The organism is Ralstonia sp. OTU4908 (assembly GCF_038440115.1).
Classification (GTDB): Bacteria; Pseudomonadota; Gammaproteobacteria; order Burkholderiales; family Burkholderiaceae; genus Ralstonia; species Ralstonia pickettii.
On the sequence record NZ_JASATD010000002.1, the window covers coordinates 1 to 17051 of the forward strand.

A 17051-nucleotide genomic window follows, 5' to 3' on the forward strand; every position below is an offset into this window, starting at 1 on the left:
CCTCACTCCCTGGCGGAGAAAAAGTGTCAACCTTATTCAGGACGGGTCACGCGAACAAAAAAAAGCCACGCGTAGCTGCGTGGCTTTTTTGGTCAGCCGATCGGCTTAAAGATGCACGAGCCGCTCCGGCCGGAGCACACCGCCTTGCCAGGCAGCCACTCCGAGCAGCGACGCAGTGGCATCCGCCGCGATCGCGTCACGCACGCCGTAGACGCGCACCTGGTCTGCATTCGGCAACGCCAATTGCAACGGCAAGCGCTGGCCATGCAGGAAGCGACGGCTCTCTTGCGCATCCAGCTCCACGCGCGGCAGCGTCTGCAACAGCGCATCGACCGGCGCCAGCAATGCACCACGTGCATCTTCAGCAGCAGCGTCCAACGCTTCGAGCGTCACGGCGCCGTCCAGCGTGAGGTTGCCCACCTGGGTGCGACGCAGCGCAACCAGATGCCCGCCGCAGCCCAGCGCCTCCCCAATGTCTTCACCCAACGTGCGGATGTATGTTCCTTTGCTGCATGACACGCGCAACGTGATCGTCGGTTCGGCCGATTGCAGGTCGGTTGCCAGCAGATCAATCGCGTAGATCGTTACCCGACGCGCAGCACGTTCCACCGTTTGCCCCGCACGGGCGTACTCGTACAGCGGCTTGCCGTCCTTCTTCAGCGCCGAGTGCATCGGCGGCACCTGGTCGATCTCGCCGACGAAGCGCGCGATGGCTGCCTGCAGTTGCTCGGGCGTGACCGATACCGGGCGCTCGCTCAGCACCTCGCCTTCCGCGTCTGCGGTACTCGTCCTGATCCCGAGGCGCACGACGGTTTCGTACGTCTTGTCCGCATCGAGCAGATCCTGCGAAAACTTGGTCGCCTCGCCAAAACACAGCGGCAACAGTCCCGTAGCAAGCGGATCGAGCGTGCCGGTATGCCCCGCCTTCTTGGCCCACAGCAGGCGTTTGGCGCGGATCAGCGCATCGTTGCTCGACCAGCCGATCGGCTTGTCTAGGAGCAGCACGCCATGCACATCACGCCGCGGCGGCTTTTGGGGCCTGGGCACTTGGTGCTCAGCCATCTCAATCGTCTTTGGCACGCGTGGCGTTGGCCTCATCGATCAGGCGCGACATCTCGATACCGCGCTCGACCGAACCGTCGAAGTGGAAATGCAGTGTCGGCACCGTATGGATGTGCAGGCGCTTGAACAACAGCGAATGCAGGTAGCCCGCCTTCTCGTTCAGGATGGCGCCGGCGACTTCCGGCTCGGCACCCAGCACCGTGAAGTAGATCTTGGCGTGCGCGTAGTCTGGCGTGAGCGTCACGGATTGCAGTGTCACCAGGCCCATTGCCGGGTTCTTGATTTCGCGCTGGATCAACTCGGCCAGATCGCGCTGGATCTGATCGGCGATGCGCACGTTGCGGCCAGCGGCCGATCCCGATTTCTTCGGCATAGAGTATTCCTCACATGGGCGCCGACAGCATGCGCCGGCTGGCCCAAAAAGACAAAACGGTGGCGCGGGACGCGCCCGGGCCACCGTCGCAAAGTCGAGCCGGACACCGCAGCGCCCGGCCAACGTATTACAGCGTACGCGCCACCTCAGTGATCTCGTAGACCTCGAGCTGATCGCCTTCCTGAACGTCGTTGAAGTTCTTGATCGACAGGCCGCACTCGAAGCCTTGCTTCACTTCCTTCACGTCGTCCTTGAAGCGCTTGAGCGAATCGAGTTCGCCCGAGAAGATGACCACGTTCGCGCGCAGTACCCGCACCAGCGAATTGCGCTTGACGAAGCCGTCCAGCACCATACAGCCAGCCACTGCGCCAACCTTCGGCACGTGGAAGACCTGGCGCACCTCGACAAGGCCCGTCGTCTCTTCGCGCTTCTCCGGCGACAGCATGCCCGACATCGCCGCCTTCACCTCATCCACAGCGTCATAGATGATGTTGTAGTAGCGGATGTCGATGCCGTGGTTCTCCGCCAGCTTGCGCGCACCGGCGTCGGCCCGCGTGTTGAAGCCGATGATGACGGCCTTCGACGCGGTTGCCAGATTGACGTCCGACTCGGTGATACCGCCCACGGCAGCGTGCACAATCTGCACACGCACTTCGTCGGTCGACAGCTTCTTGAGCGAATGCACCAGCGCTTCCTGCGAGCCCTGCACGTCGGCCTTGATGATCAGCGGCAGCGACTTCACGTCGCCTTCGCTCATCTGTTCCAGCATGTTTTCCAGCTTGGCAGCCTGTTGGCGTGCCAGCTTCACATCGCGGAACTTGCCTTGGCGGAACAGCGCGATTTCGCGTGCCTTACGTTCGTCCGGCAGCACCAGCACTTCTTCACCGGCACCCGGCACTTCCGACAGACCCTGAATTTCCACCGGGATCGACGGACCAGCTTCCTTGGCCGGCTTGCCGTTTTCGTCCAGCATGGCGCGCACGCGGCCATAGGCGGTGCCCGCGAGCACCACGTCGCCGCGCTTGAGCGTACCGCTCTGCACCAGCACCGTAGCGATCGGACCCTTGCCCTTGTCCAACTGCGCTTCCACCACCAGACCCTTGGCCGGCGCGTTGACCGGCGCCTTGAGTTCCAGCACTTCGGCTTGCAGCAGCACGTTTTCCAGCAGGCTGTCGATACCTTCGCCAGTCTTGGCGGATACCGGCACGAACGGCACATCGCCGCCGTACTCTTCCGGAATCACGCTCTCAGCCACCAGTTCCTGCTTGACACGGTCGGGGTTGGCTTCGGGCTTGTCGACCTTGGTGATCGCCACCACAATGGGCACCCCGGCCGCCTTCGCGTGCGCGATGGCTTCCTTCGTCTGCGGCATGACGCCATCGTCGGCCGCCACTACCAGAATCACAATATCGGTCGCCTTCGCACCGCGTGCACGCATGGCCGTGAAGGCCTCGTGACCCGGGGTGTCCAGGAACGTAATGACGCCGCGATCGGTTTCGACGTGATACGCGCCGATGTGCTGCGTGATGCCACCGGCCTCGCCCGCCGCAACCTTGGCGCGACGAATGTAGTCCAGCAGCGAGGTCTTGCCGTGGTCGACGTGGCCCATGACGGTGACAACCGGCGGACGGGTTTCGGCTTCGGCGTTGGTTTGCTCCTGCACGTCCCCAACCAGCATCGCTTCCGGATCGTCCAGCTTGGCTGCGACCGCCTGGTGGCCCATTTCTTCGACCACGATCATCGCGGTCTCTTGGTCCAGCACTTGGTTGATCGTGACCATCTGGCCGAGCTTCATCATCTGCTTGATGACTTCAGCGGCCTTGACCGACATCTTGTGCGCCAGATCGGCAACGGAGATGGTTTCCGGCACGTGCACTTCACGCACGACCGGCTCGGTCGGTGCCTGGAAGGCATTGCGGTTGTCGTCGCCATGACGGTTGCGGCCGCCCTTGGAGCCGGAGCGCCAGCCGTCGGCACCGCCGCCCGTGTCGCCGCGCGTCTTCAGGCCGCCGCGCTTTCCGGTACGGTTGTCGTCTTGCCAACCCGACTTGCCGCGACCGCCCTTCTTGTCACCCGACGGCGAGCTCGGTGCAGCAGCGGCAGGTGCCGGGGCAGCCGGCTTCTTGGCAGCCGCAGCCGGGCGTGCTTCGCCGGCCGGCTTCACAGGCTTATGCAGCGTGCCCGATTGCTCTGCCTTCTTGACCTCTTCAGCCTTCCGCTCGGCGGGCGTCTTCAGCACGCGAGCCGGGGCGCTCATCATCTCGCGGATCGCGCGGGCTTCTGCTTCGGCAGCTTCGCGGCGCTTACGCGCGGCGTCTTCCTCGGCCTTGATCTTGTCGGCAGCGACGCGCGCCTCGTCAGCAGCCTTCTGCGCGGCTTCGCGCTCGGTTGCCAGACGCGCGGCGTCTTCCTCGGCCTTGCGGCGCGGGGCTTCGTCCGACGCTTCAGCAGCAGCGCGGGCAGCAACGGCCTCCTCTTCCGCTTTCTTGGCAGCGAGTTCAGCCTGACGCTTCTGCTCGGCCTCGGCGGCCTCCTGACGGGCGCGCCGCTCAGCTTCCTCGCGCTCCATCGCTTCCTGGCGCGCCTTGAGTTCGGCTTCTTGACGAGCCAGCAATTCGGCCTGGCGACGATGTTCTTCCTCGCGACGCGCGACTTCCTCGGCATCGACCACCGGCGCAGCCTCAGCCGCTTCCGATTCAGCCTGTGCCGCGTTCGGCTCATCACGCTTGACCAGCACGCGCTTCTTCTTGACTTCCACTTGCACGGTACGCGTCTTACCCGTGGCATCCGCCTGGCGGATTTCGCTGGTTTCGCGCTTGGTGATCGTGATCTTCTTGCGCGCGCCATCCTCGGCGCTGCCGTGTGCTCGCTTGAGATAGTCGAGCAAACGGGTCTTGTCCGATTCGGTGATGACGTCTTCCGGCGTCGCCTTTTGCACGCCCGCGGCCTGCAATTGTTCCAGCAGTGCTGATGCACTACGGTTCAATTCGCCAGCGAGCTGGGCAACTGTTGTGCTTGCCATTCAAACCCTTTCGATGCTTGGTTTCAGTGAGGATTGCGATAAACGATCAACGTTTATGCGACTCACGAAAACCAGTGTTCACGCGCCTTCATGATCAGCGCCTTGGCTTGTTCTTCGTCGACGCCGGTCATCTCGACCAATTCGTCCACGGCCAGCTCGGCCAAGTCGTCGCGCGTCTGGATGTTCCCCTCGGCCAGCTTGCCGATCAGCTCCGGGGTCAGCCCCTCGAGGTCGCGCAGGTCTTGCGACACCTTCTCGACCCTTTCTTCCTTCGCCAGCTCCATCGTCAACAGCACGTCGCGAGCGCGATTACGCAGCTCGTTGACGGTGTCTTCGTCGAACGCTTCGATTTCCAGCATTTCCTGCAGCGGCACGTAGGCCACTTCCTCGAGCGAGCTGAAGCCCTCTTCGATCAGGATGTCGGCAACCTCTTCGTCCACGTCCAGCTTCGCCATGAACAACTGACGAACGACGGAGCTTTCTTCCGCCTGCTTCTGCGCAGATTCTGCCGGCGTCATGATGTTGATCTGCCAGCCGGTCAATTCCGACGCCAGGCGAACGTTCTGGCCGCTACGGCCGATGGCCACGGCGAGATTTTCCTCGTCGACCACCACGTCCATGCTGTGCTTTTCCTCGTCCACGACGATGGACTGCACTTGTGCCGGCGCCAGCGCACCAATCACGAACTGCGCCGGGTCTTCCGACCACAGCACGATGTCTACAGCTTCGCCACCAACTTCGTTACGCACGGCGGTCACACGGGTGCCGCGCACGCCGACGCAGGTGCCAATCGGGTCGATGCGCTTGTCATGTGCAACGACTGCGATTTTCGCACGCACGCCCGGATCGCGCGCGGCGGCCTTGATCTCCAGCAGGCCCTGTTCCATTTCCGGCACTTCGTTTTCGAAGAGCTTGATCAGGAACTCCGGGCAGGTGCGGGACAGCTCGATCTGCGGGCCGCGTGCGGTACGGTCGACATTCAGGATGTATGCGCGGACGCGGTCGCCCGTACGCAGGTTTTCCTTCGGGATCATCTGGTCGCGGGCCAGCAGCGCCTCGACGCGACCGGTTTCTACGATCAGGCCCTTCTTGTCGGCGCGCTTGATCGTGCCGGTCATGACCTTCTCGCCACGATCCAGGTAATCGTTCAGGATCTGCTCGCGCTCGGCATCGCGGATGCGCTGCAGGATCACCTGCTTGGCAGCCTGCGCGCCGATGCGGCCAAACTCGACCGATTCGATCTGCTCTTCGACAAAATCGTCGACGTCGAGGTCAGGGTTCTGCTCCTTGGCTTCGAACAGCAGAATCTGCTTGTCCGGCTCCTGCAGGCCTGCATCGTCGGGAACGACGAGCCAGCGACGGAAGGTTTCGTGTTCGCCCGACTCACGGTCGATCGCCACGCGCACATCCACGTCTTCTTCAAAGCGCTTCTTGGTCGCCGAAGCCAGTGCAGCTTCCAGCGCCCCGAACACCACATCCTTGTCGACGTTTTTTTCGCGCGCAAGCGCATCGACGAGCAACAGAACTTCGCGGCTCATTGCTTGTTCCCTTTGTTTCGATTTCCTTTGAAGTCCAGCACGGGCACCAGCCGGGCGCGGTCGAGTTCCGACAGCGTGAATTCCAGCAGCGCAGGGCCTTCCTTGCCCTCAAACTCAAGGCCGATCCGTTCCTGGCCTGGCTCGCCCGTCGGAGCCTGAATGATTCCCGTGAAATTCTTCTGTCCATTCACCGGCAAGCGCAGCGTCACCTTGGCCTCAAGGCCGGCGAAGCGCGTGAAGTCGGCGAGCGTGCGTAGCGGGCGGTCCAGCCCAGGCGACGACACTTCCAGCCGTTCGTAGTTGACGTTTTCAACTTCGAACACGCGCGTGAGTTGATGACTCACTTTTTCGCAATCTTCAATGACGACGCCGTTCTCTGCCTGATCGATATACACGCGCAGCAGCCCGGCAGGCGCGCGCTCCACTTCCACCAGCTCATACCCCATGGCGGTGAGGGTTTTCTCAATCAGATCAGTCAGATGCACGTTTTTCCTGAAGAATTTCCCGGTATGGCCAACCTGCTGAAGCAAAAAAAAATGGGCGCAACGCCCATATCATTCGCTCATCTTCTGCAGGATGACTTTTGATTAGACTCACATTGTAATACGCTTCGAGGCAAAACGCAAAAATTGCCCCAAAGCCGGCACAAAATGGGGCGTTGCGACGAATGCCGCACACAACGCCCGCATTTTTAACGCTTACCGCCGCGTTTGCCACCACCGCGTGGCGCCTTGTTGCCGTTCGGCATGCCGCCAGCGCTCTTTCCGGGGCGCTTGTTGCCGGGTATGCGATTGCCATCACGCATGCCACCACCCGTCCCCGCACCGCCACGGCCGTTCGCACGGTCGCCCATACGAGTCCGCGCTGTGAGCGTGGTTGGGCCTCCCACATTGATGTAGCCCATGGACGTCTGCATCGGATCCGGCTGACGCGGGCTGGACGGACGGCGCTGCGCGGGTTGCGCGCGATTCCCGTTCTCGATGCCCATACCGCGTGACTGGAAGTTCGCTTCCCCAGCAAAACCGGACGACATCGGGCCCATTAGTACCGGCGCGGGCCCACGGCGACGGTTGCCCTGGCGATCTTGGCCGCCGCCAGAACTCGCCGTCGGCACCTTCATGCCCAGCGTGCCCATCAGCGTACGCACGTCCTCTGCCGACACCTCCTGCCAGCGGCCGCGCTTGAGGCCACGCGGCAGCACGAAGCTGCCATAGCGCGTACGGATCAGGCGCGACACGGTCAGATTGACCGCCTCGAACATACGTCGGACTTCACGGTTCCGGCCTTCGGTCAGGGCCACGTGGTACCAGTGGTTGACACCCTCGCCGCCGCCGTCGACGCAGCGCAGGAAGTTGGCCTCGCCGTCCTGGAGCGGGATACCGTGCAGCAGCTTCTGGCGGTCGGTCTCAGCCAATTCGCCCAGCGTACGCACCGCATATTCACGTTCAACACCATAGCGCGGGTGCATAAACCGGTTGGCGATATCGCCGGAGGTCGTGAAAATCAGCAGGCCCTCGGTATTGAAGTCGAGGCGGCCGACGGCGACCCACTTGCCGGTCTTCATGCGCGGCAACGCGTCGAACACCGTCGGACGACCTTCCGGATCGGACTGGCTGACGATTTCACCCGACGGCTTGTGATACAGCAGCACGCGCGGCGGCTTGTTCGGCAACTTGCGCTGGATCAGCTTGCCGTTCACGCGCACCTGGTCGGTCGCGAGAATGCGTTGACCGATATGAGCCGGCAGGCCATTCACGGAGACGCGCCCTTGCAGGATCAGGTCTTCCATGTCGCGGCGAGAGCCAAGCCCGGCATCAGCCAGGATTTTGTGCAGTTTGGGAGCGTCGTCTTCGGAGGTCAGTTCGCGCGCCTTGGGAGGCTGCGATGCACCGCCGGTGTCAGCCTCTGAGTCGTACGCCCCGGAAATCACGTATTGGAAGACGTCTTCAGAGCCCTTGCCTCCCTTCAGCCCCTTGCCCCCGCGATTCTGGTTCGCGCCGCCTGCCTTGCCTTGCGGTTTGCCGTTGCGGTTCTGCGACTTGCCACGACCCCCGGTGTTCTTGCCGCCAGCGCCTTCCACACGGTCGTTGCGCTCGGCGCGCTCCAGCGGCTGACCTTCGCCCGGGCGGCGGCGGTTCTTGCCGAAACGGCCGCGCGGGCCACGTCGCTCGCCCTGGTTTTCTGCTGGCGCCTGTTCGGCCGGCGCAGCACCTTCTGCAGCAACTACCGCCGGCTCACCAGCCGCCTCTTTCGGCTTGCGCGGTTGCGCAGGCTGGCCGGCGTCTGCACCACCCGCATCGGCGGCTTCGCCCTCAGGGCGACCATCCTGCTGCTGGCGGCGCGAAGCCACGAGGTTGCGCAAGCCTCGGCGCAATCCCTTGCGGCGAGGGGTGGCCTCAGTCCCATCACCGCCGTCTTGTCGCGGCGGCTGAGCGTCGGCGTCGGCCGGCATACGTGTATCCATGGAGTCTGGCTGGGTGCTCACAACGTCTTTCAAATCTAGGGGTTCAAGCCATCCGCGGACTGCGCGGCGGGCATGGCGTTACGAATGTTCATTGGCGGCAGCCGCGGGCGGCTCGACCGGTGTTTTGTGTTCTGGCCCTGACGCAACCTCGGCCGCACTCACCGCTTGAGGCTCGGTTTCCAGGGCCGGCTCGTCGCGCGGCGCCATCTCAGGTTGCGCTAGTGTTTCAGCAGCCGCCTCAACGGAAGCCTCGGCAACCGGCGATCCGGCCGCTTCCGCCACCGAAGCCTCTGCACCTTCCGGCACGTCGTTGACCAGCGCTGTCAGTTCTTCCACCGCAATTGCGCCGCCCTCGAATTCGATGGCGCCCTGCTCCAGCAGGCTCGCCTGCGCCTGGGCGCGGGCATCTTCGAGCGGCGGCAACTCGTCCAGCGAGCGCAAGCCAAGGTCATCGAGAAACTGCTTGGTCGTTGCATACAGCGCAGGGCGGCCGGGCACGTCGCGATGACCGATGACTTCGATCCAGCCGCGGTCTTCAATCTGCTTGATGACCTGCGTGTTGACCGTAACACCGCGAATGTCTTCAATATCGCCGCGCGTGACCGGCTGGCGGTAAGCGATGATCGCAAGCGTCTCCATCACGGCGCGCGAGTACTTGGGCGGCTTTTCCGGATGCAGGCGGTCGAGATACACACGCATCTCGGGGCGGCTCTGCAGACGCCAGCCGGAGGCCAGCGCAACCAGTTCGACACCGCGATTCAGCCAGTCCTGGCGCAGCTCCTCGAGGAGCACACGGATGGTGTCTGCGGAAACATCTTCGTCGAATAGCTTGCGCAAGTCATTGACTCGCAACGGGTCCTGCGCGCAGATCAGCGCGGTTTCGAGGACGATCTTCGCCTCTTGGGTATTCATCGGGTTGAGCGGCTCGTCATTGCTCGCGCGCGGCGAATTGCCGTCACGCTTGAGGTTTGTCGTCCCGCCGCGACGCACGCGGCATTTCTGGTTGCTGTTGCCCGCCCGGGCCCGGAGCGCAAAGGCCAATCGATTCAATTGGACCCTGCACCGAAACGCAGTGGCTGTGCCCGCAAAGTAAGGGCCGGAGGAGCGAGTTGATCCGGTGCCGGTCAGGCACCACAAGGGCAATTTCTTCCGCCGCCATGTGGACGGATACTGCACCGGACGACTACCAAGAAGAATGGCAGTCCACCCGAATCGACTGTCCAGGGTGACACTACCGCTGGAGGGCATCGCTTGGCGCCGCGCTTGGGATTGTTGATTTGCGCGGGTGGCGAATCGAATTGTTAGCGATTGTAGGGCAATTTCCAGCGGCGCCGCAACCGGGAAGATGATCTAGCCTTCCTATCCCAGGTCGGATGGCAATTTACGCGTGCTTTAAACGCCTACAGTACCAGACAGAATCCGTGTGCGTTGAGCATCTCTGGCAGCCAGATCGCGTGCACCAGCCCCCATATGCCGAACCCGGCGATGGCGACGCCGGCCGCGCCACGCGCCCACCGGCGGCGCGACAAGCCGCGCAGCCACCCAGCGAAGCCAGACATCATCAACAGGTTGGGCAGCGTACCCGCACCAAAGGCGAGCATGACCACCGCCCCGGAGGCAGCGTTGCCTGCCAGCAACGCCATAGCCAATGCGCCGTAGACCATGCCGCACGGCACCAGTCCCCAGGCCATACCCGTGATATAGCGGCGTAGGAACGGCGGCTGACGTTGCAGCGTGCCGCCCAGTGTGGCAGCCCCCCGAGACAGGCCGCCAGCGACGCGGCCGAGCAAGCGCTCGAGCCACACACTGCGCCACGCATCTCCGGCGGAACGCACGAGCAGCATGGTCCCATAGGCGAGTAGCAATACACTGGCGAAGGCAAACAAGCCGCGTTGAATCGGCAGCCATTGCTGGCGCCAGAAGGTCGCGCCCATCGCACCCATGATTGCGCCAAGCAGCGCGTAGGTGGTCAACCGGCCGGCATGCATGACGACCTGCTCGAACCATAGCCGGCGGCGCGACACGACCCGTACCGCCACAGTTCCACGTTCGGCCGCGAGCGCGATCCCGCTGCACATCGCCAGACAATGCACACCGCCGAGCAATGCAATCAGAAAAACGCTGAGAAGCGCTGCAGCACTCATCTTTTTGACGCTCTTTTGATATGGGCCAAGGTTTTCGTTTTGCTGTTGCGAACTAAGCGTAATTGACGCGTTTTGCCGCATCGGAAATGTCCGAGGACAAGAAGGTCGCCGTTATAATAAGCTGAGCTGCATCACAAGAATTACTCATTTCACTTTCCCGAAATTCAGTCGCCCCGCCCGTGCTCACTCGAATCGCACTCACCGACCACGCCTCGCGTTGCTCCACCTGTGTACTCGGGCAAATCTGCCTGCCGGTGGGAATGAACTCGGACGACGTGCGCAAGATGGACGATTTGGTCAGCGAGCGCATCCGCATTAAGAAGGGGCAATCGCTCTATTCCCTGGGGGAGCCGCTCGAAGCGGTTTACGGCATTCGTTTCGGTACGCTCAAAACCCATCTGACGCTGGAAGACGGTCGGCACCAGATCACGGGGTTCCACCTGCCGGGTGAGATCGTCGGGCTCGATGGCATTGGCGATATGCGCCATGTGTCGGATGCCACCGCGCTCGAAGATACCGAAGTCTGCGTGGTGCGCTACGACGAGCTGCAACACCTTTCGCGCCGGCTGCCTTCGCTGCAGCATCAGTTCCTGCGCATCATGAGCAAGGAAATTTCGCAGGATCACCTGATGCTGCTCACGCTGGGTTCCATGCGTGCGGAGGAGCGTCTCGCAGCGTTCCTGCTTAACCTCTCGAAGCGTTCGGCCCAGCGGGGATATTCGTCAACAGAGTTTGTGCTGCGCATGAGCCGCGAAGAGCTGGGCAGCTATCTGGGTCTCAAGCTCGAAACCGTCAGCCGCCTGTTCTCGCGCTTTGCCGAAGCGGGCCTCATCCAGATCCGCCAACGCCACGTCAAACTGATCGACCTGGCCGGCCTGCGCCAGGTCATGAGCGGTCAAGCCGCTTGAAGCTCCTTCCATGGCGCCCGCTCACACGAGCGGGTGTTCATGCGCTTCCAGTTTGCCGATGCCCGGCGACACGTACAGCGTCAGCGCGCTCGACAATCCGCACAGCAACCAGAACACAAAGAACGATACCGTGTAGACCGCCTGGGCCGACACGGTGATCTGTTCGCCGAAGAAACGCAGGTCGGCGGGGTCCACCACTGCAAAGACCACCAGTTCAGCCAGCGCGGCCGACAGAAATGCCGGCCACAGAATCCACATCAGCAGTCGACGCTTCATCGGGCCTCCGCGTGAATACCATGTGTCGGCGTGACGGTCGTCTTTTCAACGACCAAACCGTGGCGCACGACGTTGTCGTGAATAGCGACATCGGGATGCGAAATCGCCAGCCAGATGGTGACGCCGCAGCCGATCATGGCGACAAACGGCCCTGCCATGAGCAGCCACGGCCAGGGCTCGCGCCACCACGGACGGGCCTGCGCGGAAGATTGCGTTGCGTGCATCGTTGCCTCCTGTTGGGGATGCCGCATCAGCGCGGCACGATGAAGCTAGACGGTTCGCGCAGTACGAGGCTGGCGCTACCGCTGTCTGCGTGGATGACGAAACGGATTTTGTGCGAGCCGGGGGCGGCATCATCGGCTGGCCGGCGTACGCGCACTGGCAGCAGTCGGTTGGCCGCCGGTGGCAGCTCCAGTGTGGTCGACTCGCCACGACCGCCCTGCACATCCAGTTCCGGCATGCCCTCTGCTGTGATGGTCACGCGCATGGGGAGCTCGGACGCGTTCATCAACTGCAGGCGGTAAACGTTCTCGATCTTGCCCCCGTCCACTTCGCGCGCCAGTGCACCACGATCACGAATCACATCAACCTTGAGCGGCTGGCGCATGGCCAATGCCATGATGAAGCCGGTGATGAGCACAAGCATGATCCCGGTATAGATCAGCACGCGCGGGCGCAGCAGATGTCGCCGGGCGTCCTTCGGGCTGAGCCGATCGCGCATTGCGCGTTCCGACGTATAGCGGATCAGACCGCGCGGGTAGCGCATCTTGTCCATGACCTGATCACAGGCATCAATGCAGGCGCCGCAACCAATGCATTCGTATTGCAGCCCCTGGCGGATGTCGATACCGGTCGGGCACACCTGTACACAGATACTGCAGTCGACGCACGAGCCCAGGCCCTGCGCTTGGAAGTCGGCATTGCGGGAGCGGCTGCCCCTCGGTTCACCGCGCTGCGTGTCGTATGTGACGACGTAGGTATCGGGGTCGACCATCACGCTCTGGAAACGCGCGTACGGGCACATGTAGCGACACACCTGCTCGCGCATGAAGCCTGCGTTGCCCCATGTGGCAAAAGCGTAGAACAGCATCCAGAACGTTTGCCATGGCCCGAGGGAAAGCGTCCACGTCTCCATGCCGAGATCGCGGATCGGCGTGAAGAAGCCGACGAAGGTGAATCCCGTCCATAGCGCAATGAGAATCCAGGCCGAGTGCTTTGCAGCCTTGAGGCGGAATTTGCGTAGGCTCCAACGCTCACCGTCGAGGCGGATGCGGGCAAAGCGGTCACCTTCGACATGCCGCTCGATCCACATGAAGATTTCGGTGTAAACCGTCTGCGGACAGGCATAACCGCAAAAGAGCCGCCCCGCCACCGCAGTGAACAGGAACAGCCCCAACGCCGACAGCACCAGCAGTACCGTCAGATAAATCACGTCTTGCGGCCAAAGTACGAGGCCGAACAGATAGAACTTGCGTGCGCCCAGATCAAAGAGCACGGCTTGGCGACCATTCCACTGTAACCACGGCAAGCCATAGAAGATGGCTTGCGTCGCCAGCACCAGCCAGACGCGCCAACGCGCAAACGCACCGGTCACGGCGCGCGGATAGATCTTGCGCCGGACTTCATAGAGCATCTGCTCAGTCGGCGCGTCGTCTACACCCGCCACTGCGGTGGCGGGTGTCATCGGGCGCCAGGCAGGTTCTTTGTCGCTCATTGCGCGTGGCTCGTGTTGCTATTGGACAGGCCCCAGACATAGGCCGCCAGCATGCGAATCTTCTCCGGAGAGAGCAGGTTCTCGTGTGCCGGCATCGTGTTGTCACGACCCTTGAGGATGGTCTCGACGATGGTCGCTTCCGAACTGCCATATAGCCAGACGCGGTCGGTCAGGTTGGGCGCGCCCAGCGCCTGATTGCCCTTGCCGGTTGCCATGTGGCAAGCCGCACAGACCGACTTGAACGTCGGTTCGCCGCGCGCTGCCTTGATCGGGTCATACGACAGTCCCGACAGCGAGCGCACGTAGTTCGCCACATTGACTGCCTGATTGCCATCCACGACCGCCGTCAGGGACGGCATGACGCCGTGACGCCCCTTGGTGATGGTGGTCAGGATCGTCTCGGGGTCTCCGCCGTACAGCCAGTCGCCGTCGGTCAGATTCGGAAAGCCCTTCGAGCCGCCGGCATCCGAGCCATGGCACTGCGCACAGTTGTTAAGGAAAAGGCGCTGGCCGATCTCATGGGCCTGCGGATCGGCGGCGATCTGCTTGATGTCCATGCTGGCATAACGCTCATAGAGCGGTCGGACCTGCGCATCGGCGGCCGCACGCTGCGAGGCCAACTCGCCGCGCGTGGAGAAACCAAGCACACCGCCATATGCGCCCAAGCCCGGATACAGGATCAGGTACCCCAATGCAAAGACGCACGACAGCAGGAACATCCACATCCACCAGCGCGGCAGCGGATTGTTCAGTTCGCGCAAATCGCCATCCCATACGTGGCCGGTGTCTTCCCCGGCGCTGCGCCCCGGTGCCACTTGAATGCGCCGCTGGGAGAACAGCAGCCAGATGCACCACACGATGCCGACCAGGGCAATCGCCGCGATGTAATACCCCCAGAACTCCGAAATGAAGTCGCTCATGATTCTGTGTCCTTATTGATGCGGGCGCGATGCGTCTGCATGCGCACCGGCGACTTCGGCCTCATCGGGCAGCAGGAACGGCAGCATGGCCGATTCAGCGTTCGCCGCGCGGCGATGCGCCGAGAATGCCCACCAGGAAATGCAGACGAACAGCACGAGGAAGACGGCAGTCGCAATTGCACTGAGCGTGGCCATGGCTTACTCCTTGGCAGCAACGGTTGCAGGTGCAGCAGCCGGTGCGGCAGCCACGTCCCGTATGTTGCGCAGTTCCACGCCGAGGCCTTGCAGATAGGCGACCACGGCGTCTTCCTCCGTCTTGCCGACCAGTTGCTCGCGCGCTGCGGCAATCTGCGCATCCGTGTACGGCACACCAAGCTGGCGCAGGACGTGCATCTTCTTTTCGATGTCGCTGTTGTCGAGCGGCGTCTTCGACAGCCACGCATATGCAGGCATGTTCGACTCGGGCACCACTTCACGCGGGTCGCGCAGGTGGATGCGATGCCAGTCGTCCGAATAGCGTTGCCCCACGCGCGCCAAGTCCGGACCGGTGCGCTTGGAACCCCACAGGAACGGGTGATCGAACACCGATTCACCTGCCAGCGAATAGTGGCCATAGCGCTCGGTCTCGGCGCGCAACGTACGCACTTGCTGCGAGTGGCAGCCAACACAGCCTTCGCGGATGTAGATGTCGCGCCCCGCCAGCCGCAGTGGCGAATAGGGAGCGATGCCCTTGACCGGTTCAGTGGTCGAGTGCTGGAAGAAGAGCGGCAAAATCTGCACCAAGCCCGCAATGCTGACGACGACGAGCGTCATCGCAATCAGCAAGCCGATGTTCTTTTCCAGCGTCTCGTGCGAGAAAAACTTGTTGGATTGGTTGCTCATGTTCCCCTCCTCACTGAGCCGCGACCATCGGGGTCTGGGCCGATTGAGGAATCGGCGCATCGATTGCCTTGCTGCCCTGAATGGTCTTGAACACGTTGAATGCCATCAGCAGCATGCCGCCCAGGAAGCACAGACCACCAGCCAAGCGAATCAGGTAGAACGGGTACGTTGCCTTGACCGCCTCGACAAAGCTGTAGGTCAGCGTGCCGTCGGCCTCAGTGGCACGCCACATCAGGCCTTGCATCACGCCGGCAACCCACATGGCGGCGATGTAGAGCACCACGCCGATGGTGGCCACCCAGAAGTGCACCTCGATCAGGCGCGTGCTGTACATCTTCTGCTGGCCGAACAGGCGCGGAATCATGTAGTACATCGAGCCGATGGTGATCATCGCCACCCAGCCCAGGGCGCCGGAGTGCACGTGGCCGATCGTCCAATCGGTGTAGTGCGACAGCGCGTTGACGGTCTTGATGGACATCATCGAGCCCTCGAACGTCGCCATGCCGTAGAACGACAGCGCCACCACCAGGAACTTCAGGATCGGATCGGTGCGCAGCTTGTGCCAGGCACCCGAGAGGGTCATGATCCCGTTGATCATGCCGCCCCACGACGGCGCCAGCAGGATCAGCGAAAACACCATGCCGAGCGACTGGGCCCAGTCGGGCAGCGCCGTGTATTGCAGGTGGTGAGGACCCGCCCACATGTAGGTGAAGTTCAGCGCCCAGAAGTGCACGATCGACAGGCGATACGAATAGATCGGGCGCTCGGCCTGCTTCGGCACGAAGTAATACATCATGCCCAGGAAGCTGGTGGTCAGGAAGAAGCCCACTGCATTGTGGCCATACCACCATTGCACCATCGCATCCTGCACGCCGGCATAAGCCGAGTACGACTTCCACATCGACACCGGCAACTCAGCGTTGTTGACGATATGCAGCAGCGCGATCGTGATGATGTAAGCGCCGAAGAACCAGTTGGCCACGTAGATGTGCCGGGTCTTGCGCTTGATGATGGTGCCGAAGAAGACGATCGCGTAGACCACCCACACCACAGTGATCAGGATGTCGATCGGCCATTCGAGCTCGGCGTATTCCTTCGAGCTTGTGTAGCCCAGCGGCAGGGTGATGGCGGCAGCCACGATCACTGCCTGCCAGCCCCAGAACGTGAAGGCGGCAAGCTTGTCGGAAAGCAGGCGCACCTGGCAGGTACGCTGCACGATGTAGTAGGACGTCGCAAACAGCGCGCTGCCGCCAAACGCAAAGATGACGGCATTCGTGTGCAGAGGACGCAGCCGGCCGTAGGACAGCCAGGGCACCCCGAAATTCAGTTGCGGCCAGATCAACTGGGCCGCGATCAGCGCACCGACCGCCATACCGACGATGCCCCAGACGATCGTCATGATCGAGAACTGGCGTACCACGCGATAGTTGAAGGTCTGGGTGTGCTGCAACGCGCTGGACGATTCCATGCTTGCTCCCCAAGATAATTGGTGTGATGTGGTCATGTTAAGAACCGGGCCGCCAAAGAGTCTTGACGTGCATCAAGGCAACCCTGGCAATGTGGTCAGGCAGTTCCATCCCGCGACACTGCGTCGCGTGCAGGGGTATCGGGGTCCAGCAGAATCGATTCAGCAGGCGCTCTCAGATCGTCGTACTGCCCTGAGCCGACGGCCCACCAAAGCGCACCGACGATCGCCACGACGAGCATCAGCGACAACGGAATCAGCAGGAACAGGGTTTCCATGACAG

At 62.5% G+C, this 17051-nt stretch carries 17 protein-coding genes; 1 reads left to right on the top strand and 16 read right to left on the bottom strand.

Going from position 1 to position 17051, the window contains the following annotated elements:
* Positions 1–105 precede the first annotated feature (105 nt).
* From truB to AAHM38_RS01900, 8 genes are all read right to left on the bottom strand, one after another.
* Positions 106–1062, bottom strand: coding sequence for a tRNA pseudouridine(55) synthase TruB (truB, locus tag AAHM38_RS01865; RefSeq protein ID WP_116574877.1), 957 nt, complete (start codon positions 1060–1062; stop codon positions 106–108).
* 1 nt (position 1063) lies between these two features.
* The gene (gene rbfA / locus AAHM38_RS01870; RefSeq protein ID WP_004626422.1) at positions 1064–1435 is read right to left on the bottom strand and encodes a 30S ribosome-binding factor RbfA; all 372 of its coding nucleotides are present in this window, start codon (positions 1433–1435) and stop codon (positions 1064–1066) included.
* 127 nt (positions 1436–1562) lie between these two features.
* The gene (gene infB, locus AAHM38_RS01875; protein WP_009238354.1) at positions 1563–4457 is read right to left on the bottom strand and encodes a translation initiation factor IF-2; all 2895 of its coding nucleotides are present in this window, start codon (positions 4455–4457) and stop codon (positions 1563–1565) included.
* 62 nt (positions 4458–4519) lie between these two features.
* Entirely contained in the window at positions 4520–5995 is a 1476-nt protein-coding gene (gene nusA / locus AAHM38_RS01880; RefSeq protein WP_009238355.1) for a transcription termination factor NusA, read from the bottom strand.
* A complete protein-coding gene (rimP, locus tag AAHM38_RS01885) occupies positions 5992–6480 on the bottom strand; it encodes a ribosome maturation factor RimP (RefSeq protein ID WP_009238356.1) in 489 nt (162 codons plus the stop codon). The genes nusA and rimP overlap by 4 nt, the downstream gene beginning before the upstream one ends.
* 206 nt (positions 6481–6686) lie before the next feature.
* On the bottom strand, positions 6687–8447 hold the full coding sequence (locus AAHM38_RS01890; RefSeq protein WP_182552922.1) for a pseudouridine synthase: 1761 nt from the start codon (positions 8445–8447) through the stop codon (positions 6687–6689).
* A gap of 90 nt (positions 8448–8537) precedes the next feature.
* Positions 8538–9371, bottom strand: coding sequence for an SMC-Scp complex subunit ScpB (gene scpB / locus AAHM38_RS01895; protein WP_009277547.1), 834 nt, complete (start codon positions 9369–9371; stop codon positions 8538–8540).
* A 488-nt stretch (positions 9372–9859) separates the two neighbouring features.
* Positions 9860–10603, bottom strand: a complete 744-nt coding sequence (locus tag AAHM38_RS01900; RefSeq protein ID WP_116574887.1) for a sulfite exporter TauE/SafE family protein — start codon at positions 10601–10603, stop codon at positions 9860–9862.
* Positions 10604–10782: 179 nt separating this feature from the next.
* Between AAHM38_RS01900 and fnr the strand changes: the two genes are divergently transcribed.
* Positions 10783–11511, top strand: a complete 729-nt coding sequence (gene fnr, locus AAHM38_RS01905) for a fumarate/nitrate reduction transcriptional regulator Fnr (RefSeq protein WP_009277549.1) — start codon at positions 10783–10785, stop codon at positions 11509–11511.
* A 21-nt stretch (positions 11512–11532) separates the two neighbouring features.
* Here the strand turns inward: fnr and AAHM38_RS01910 are convergent, their stop codons facing one another.
* The 8 genes from AAHM38_RS01910 to ccoS all read right to left on the bottom strand — a co-directional run bounded on the left by AAHM38_RS01910 (position 11533) and on the right by ccoS (position 17046).
* A complete protein-coding gene (locus AAHM38_RS01910; RefSeq protein ID WP_004626404.1) occupies positions 11533–11787 on the bottom strand; it encodes a hypothetical protein in 255 nt (84 codons plus the stop codon).
* Positions 11784–12011, bottom strand: a complete 228-nt coding sequence (locus AAHM38_RS01915; protein WP_012761800.1) for a FixH family protein — start codon at positions 12009–12011, stop codon at positions 11784–11786. The genes AAHM38_RS01910 and AAHM38_RS01915 overlap by 4 nt, the downstream gene beginning before the upstream one ends.
* 26 nt (positions 12012–12037) lie before the next feature.
* Positions 12038–13501, bottom strand: coding sequence for a cytochrome c oxidase accessory protein CcoG (ccoG, locus tag AAHM38_RS01920; protein ID WP_116574876.1), 1464 nt, complete (start codon positions 13499–13501; stop codon positions 12038–12040).
* On the bottom strand, positions 13498–14421 hold the full coding sequence (gene ccoP, locus AAHM38_RS01925) for a cytochrome-c oxidase, cbb3-type subunit III (RefSeq protein ID WP_116574875.1): 924 nt from the start codon (positions 14419–14421) through the stop codon (positions 13498–13500). Before ccoP ends, ccoG begins: the two co-directional genes overlap by 4 nt.
* A gap of 12 nt (positions 14422–14433) precedes the next feature.
* Positions 14434–14616: a cbb3-type cytochrome oxidase subunit 3 gene (locus AAHM38_RS01930; RefSeq protein WP_116574874.1), complete on the bottom strand. Its 183-nt coding sequence runs from the start codon at positions 14614–14616 to the stop codon at positions 14434–14436.
* Positions 14617–14619: 3 nt separating this feature from the next.
* On the bottom strand, positions 14620–15303 hold the full coding sequence (ccoO, locus tag AAHM38_RS01935) for a cytochrome-c oxidase, cbb3-type subunit II (RefSeq protein WP_116574873.1): 684 nt from the start codon (positions 15301–15303) through the stop codon (positions 14620–14622).
* 10 nt (positions 15304–15313) lie between these two features.
* On the bottom strand, positions 15314–16771 hold the full coding sequence (gene ccoN, locus AAHM38_RS01940) for a cytochrome-c oxidase, cbb3-type subunit I (protein WP_012435343.1): 1458 nt from the start codon (positions 16769–16771) through the stop codon (positions 15314–15316).
* A gap of 95 nt (positions 16772–16866) precedes the next feature.
* Complete coding sequence (ccoS, locus tag AAHM38_RS01945) at positions 16867–17046, bottom strand: cbb3-type cytochrome oxidase assembly protein CcoS (RefSeq protein WP_004626389.1); 180 nt, start codon at positions 17044–17046, stop codon at positions 16867–16869.
* Positions 17047–17051: the final 5 nt, after the last annotated feature.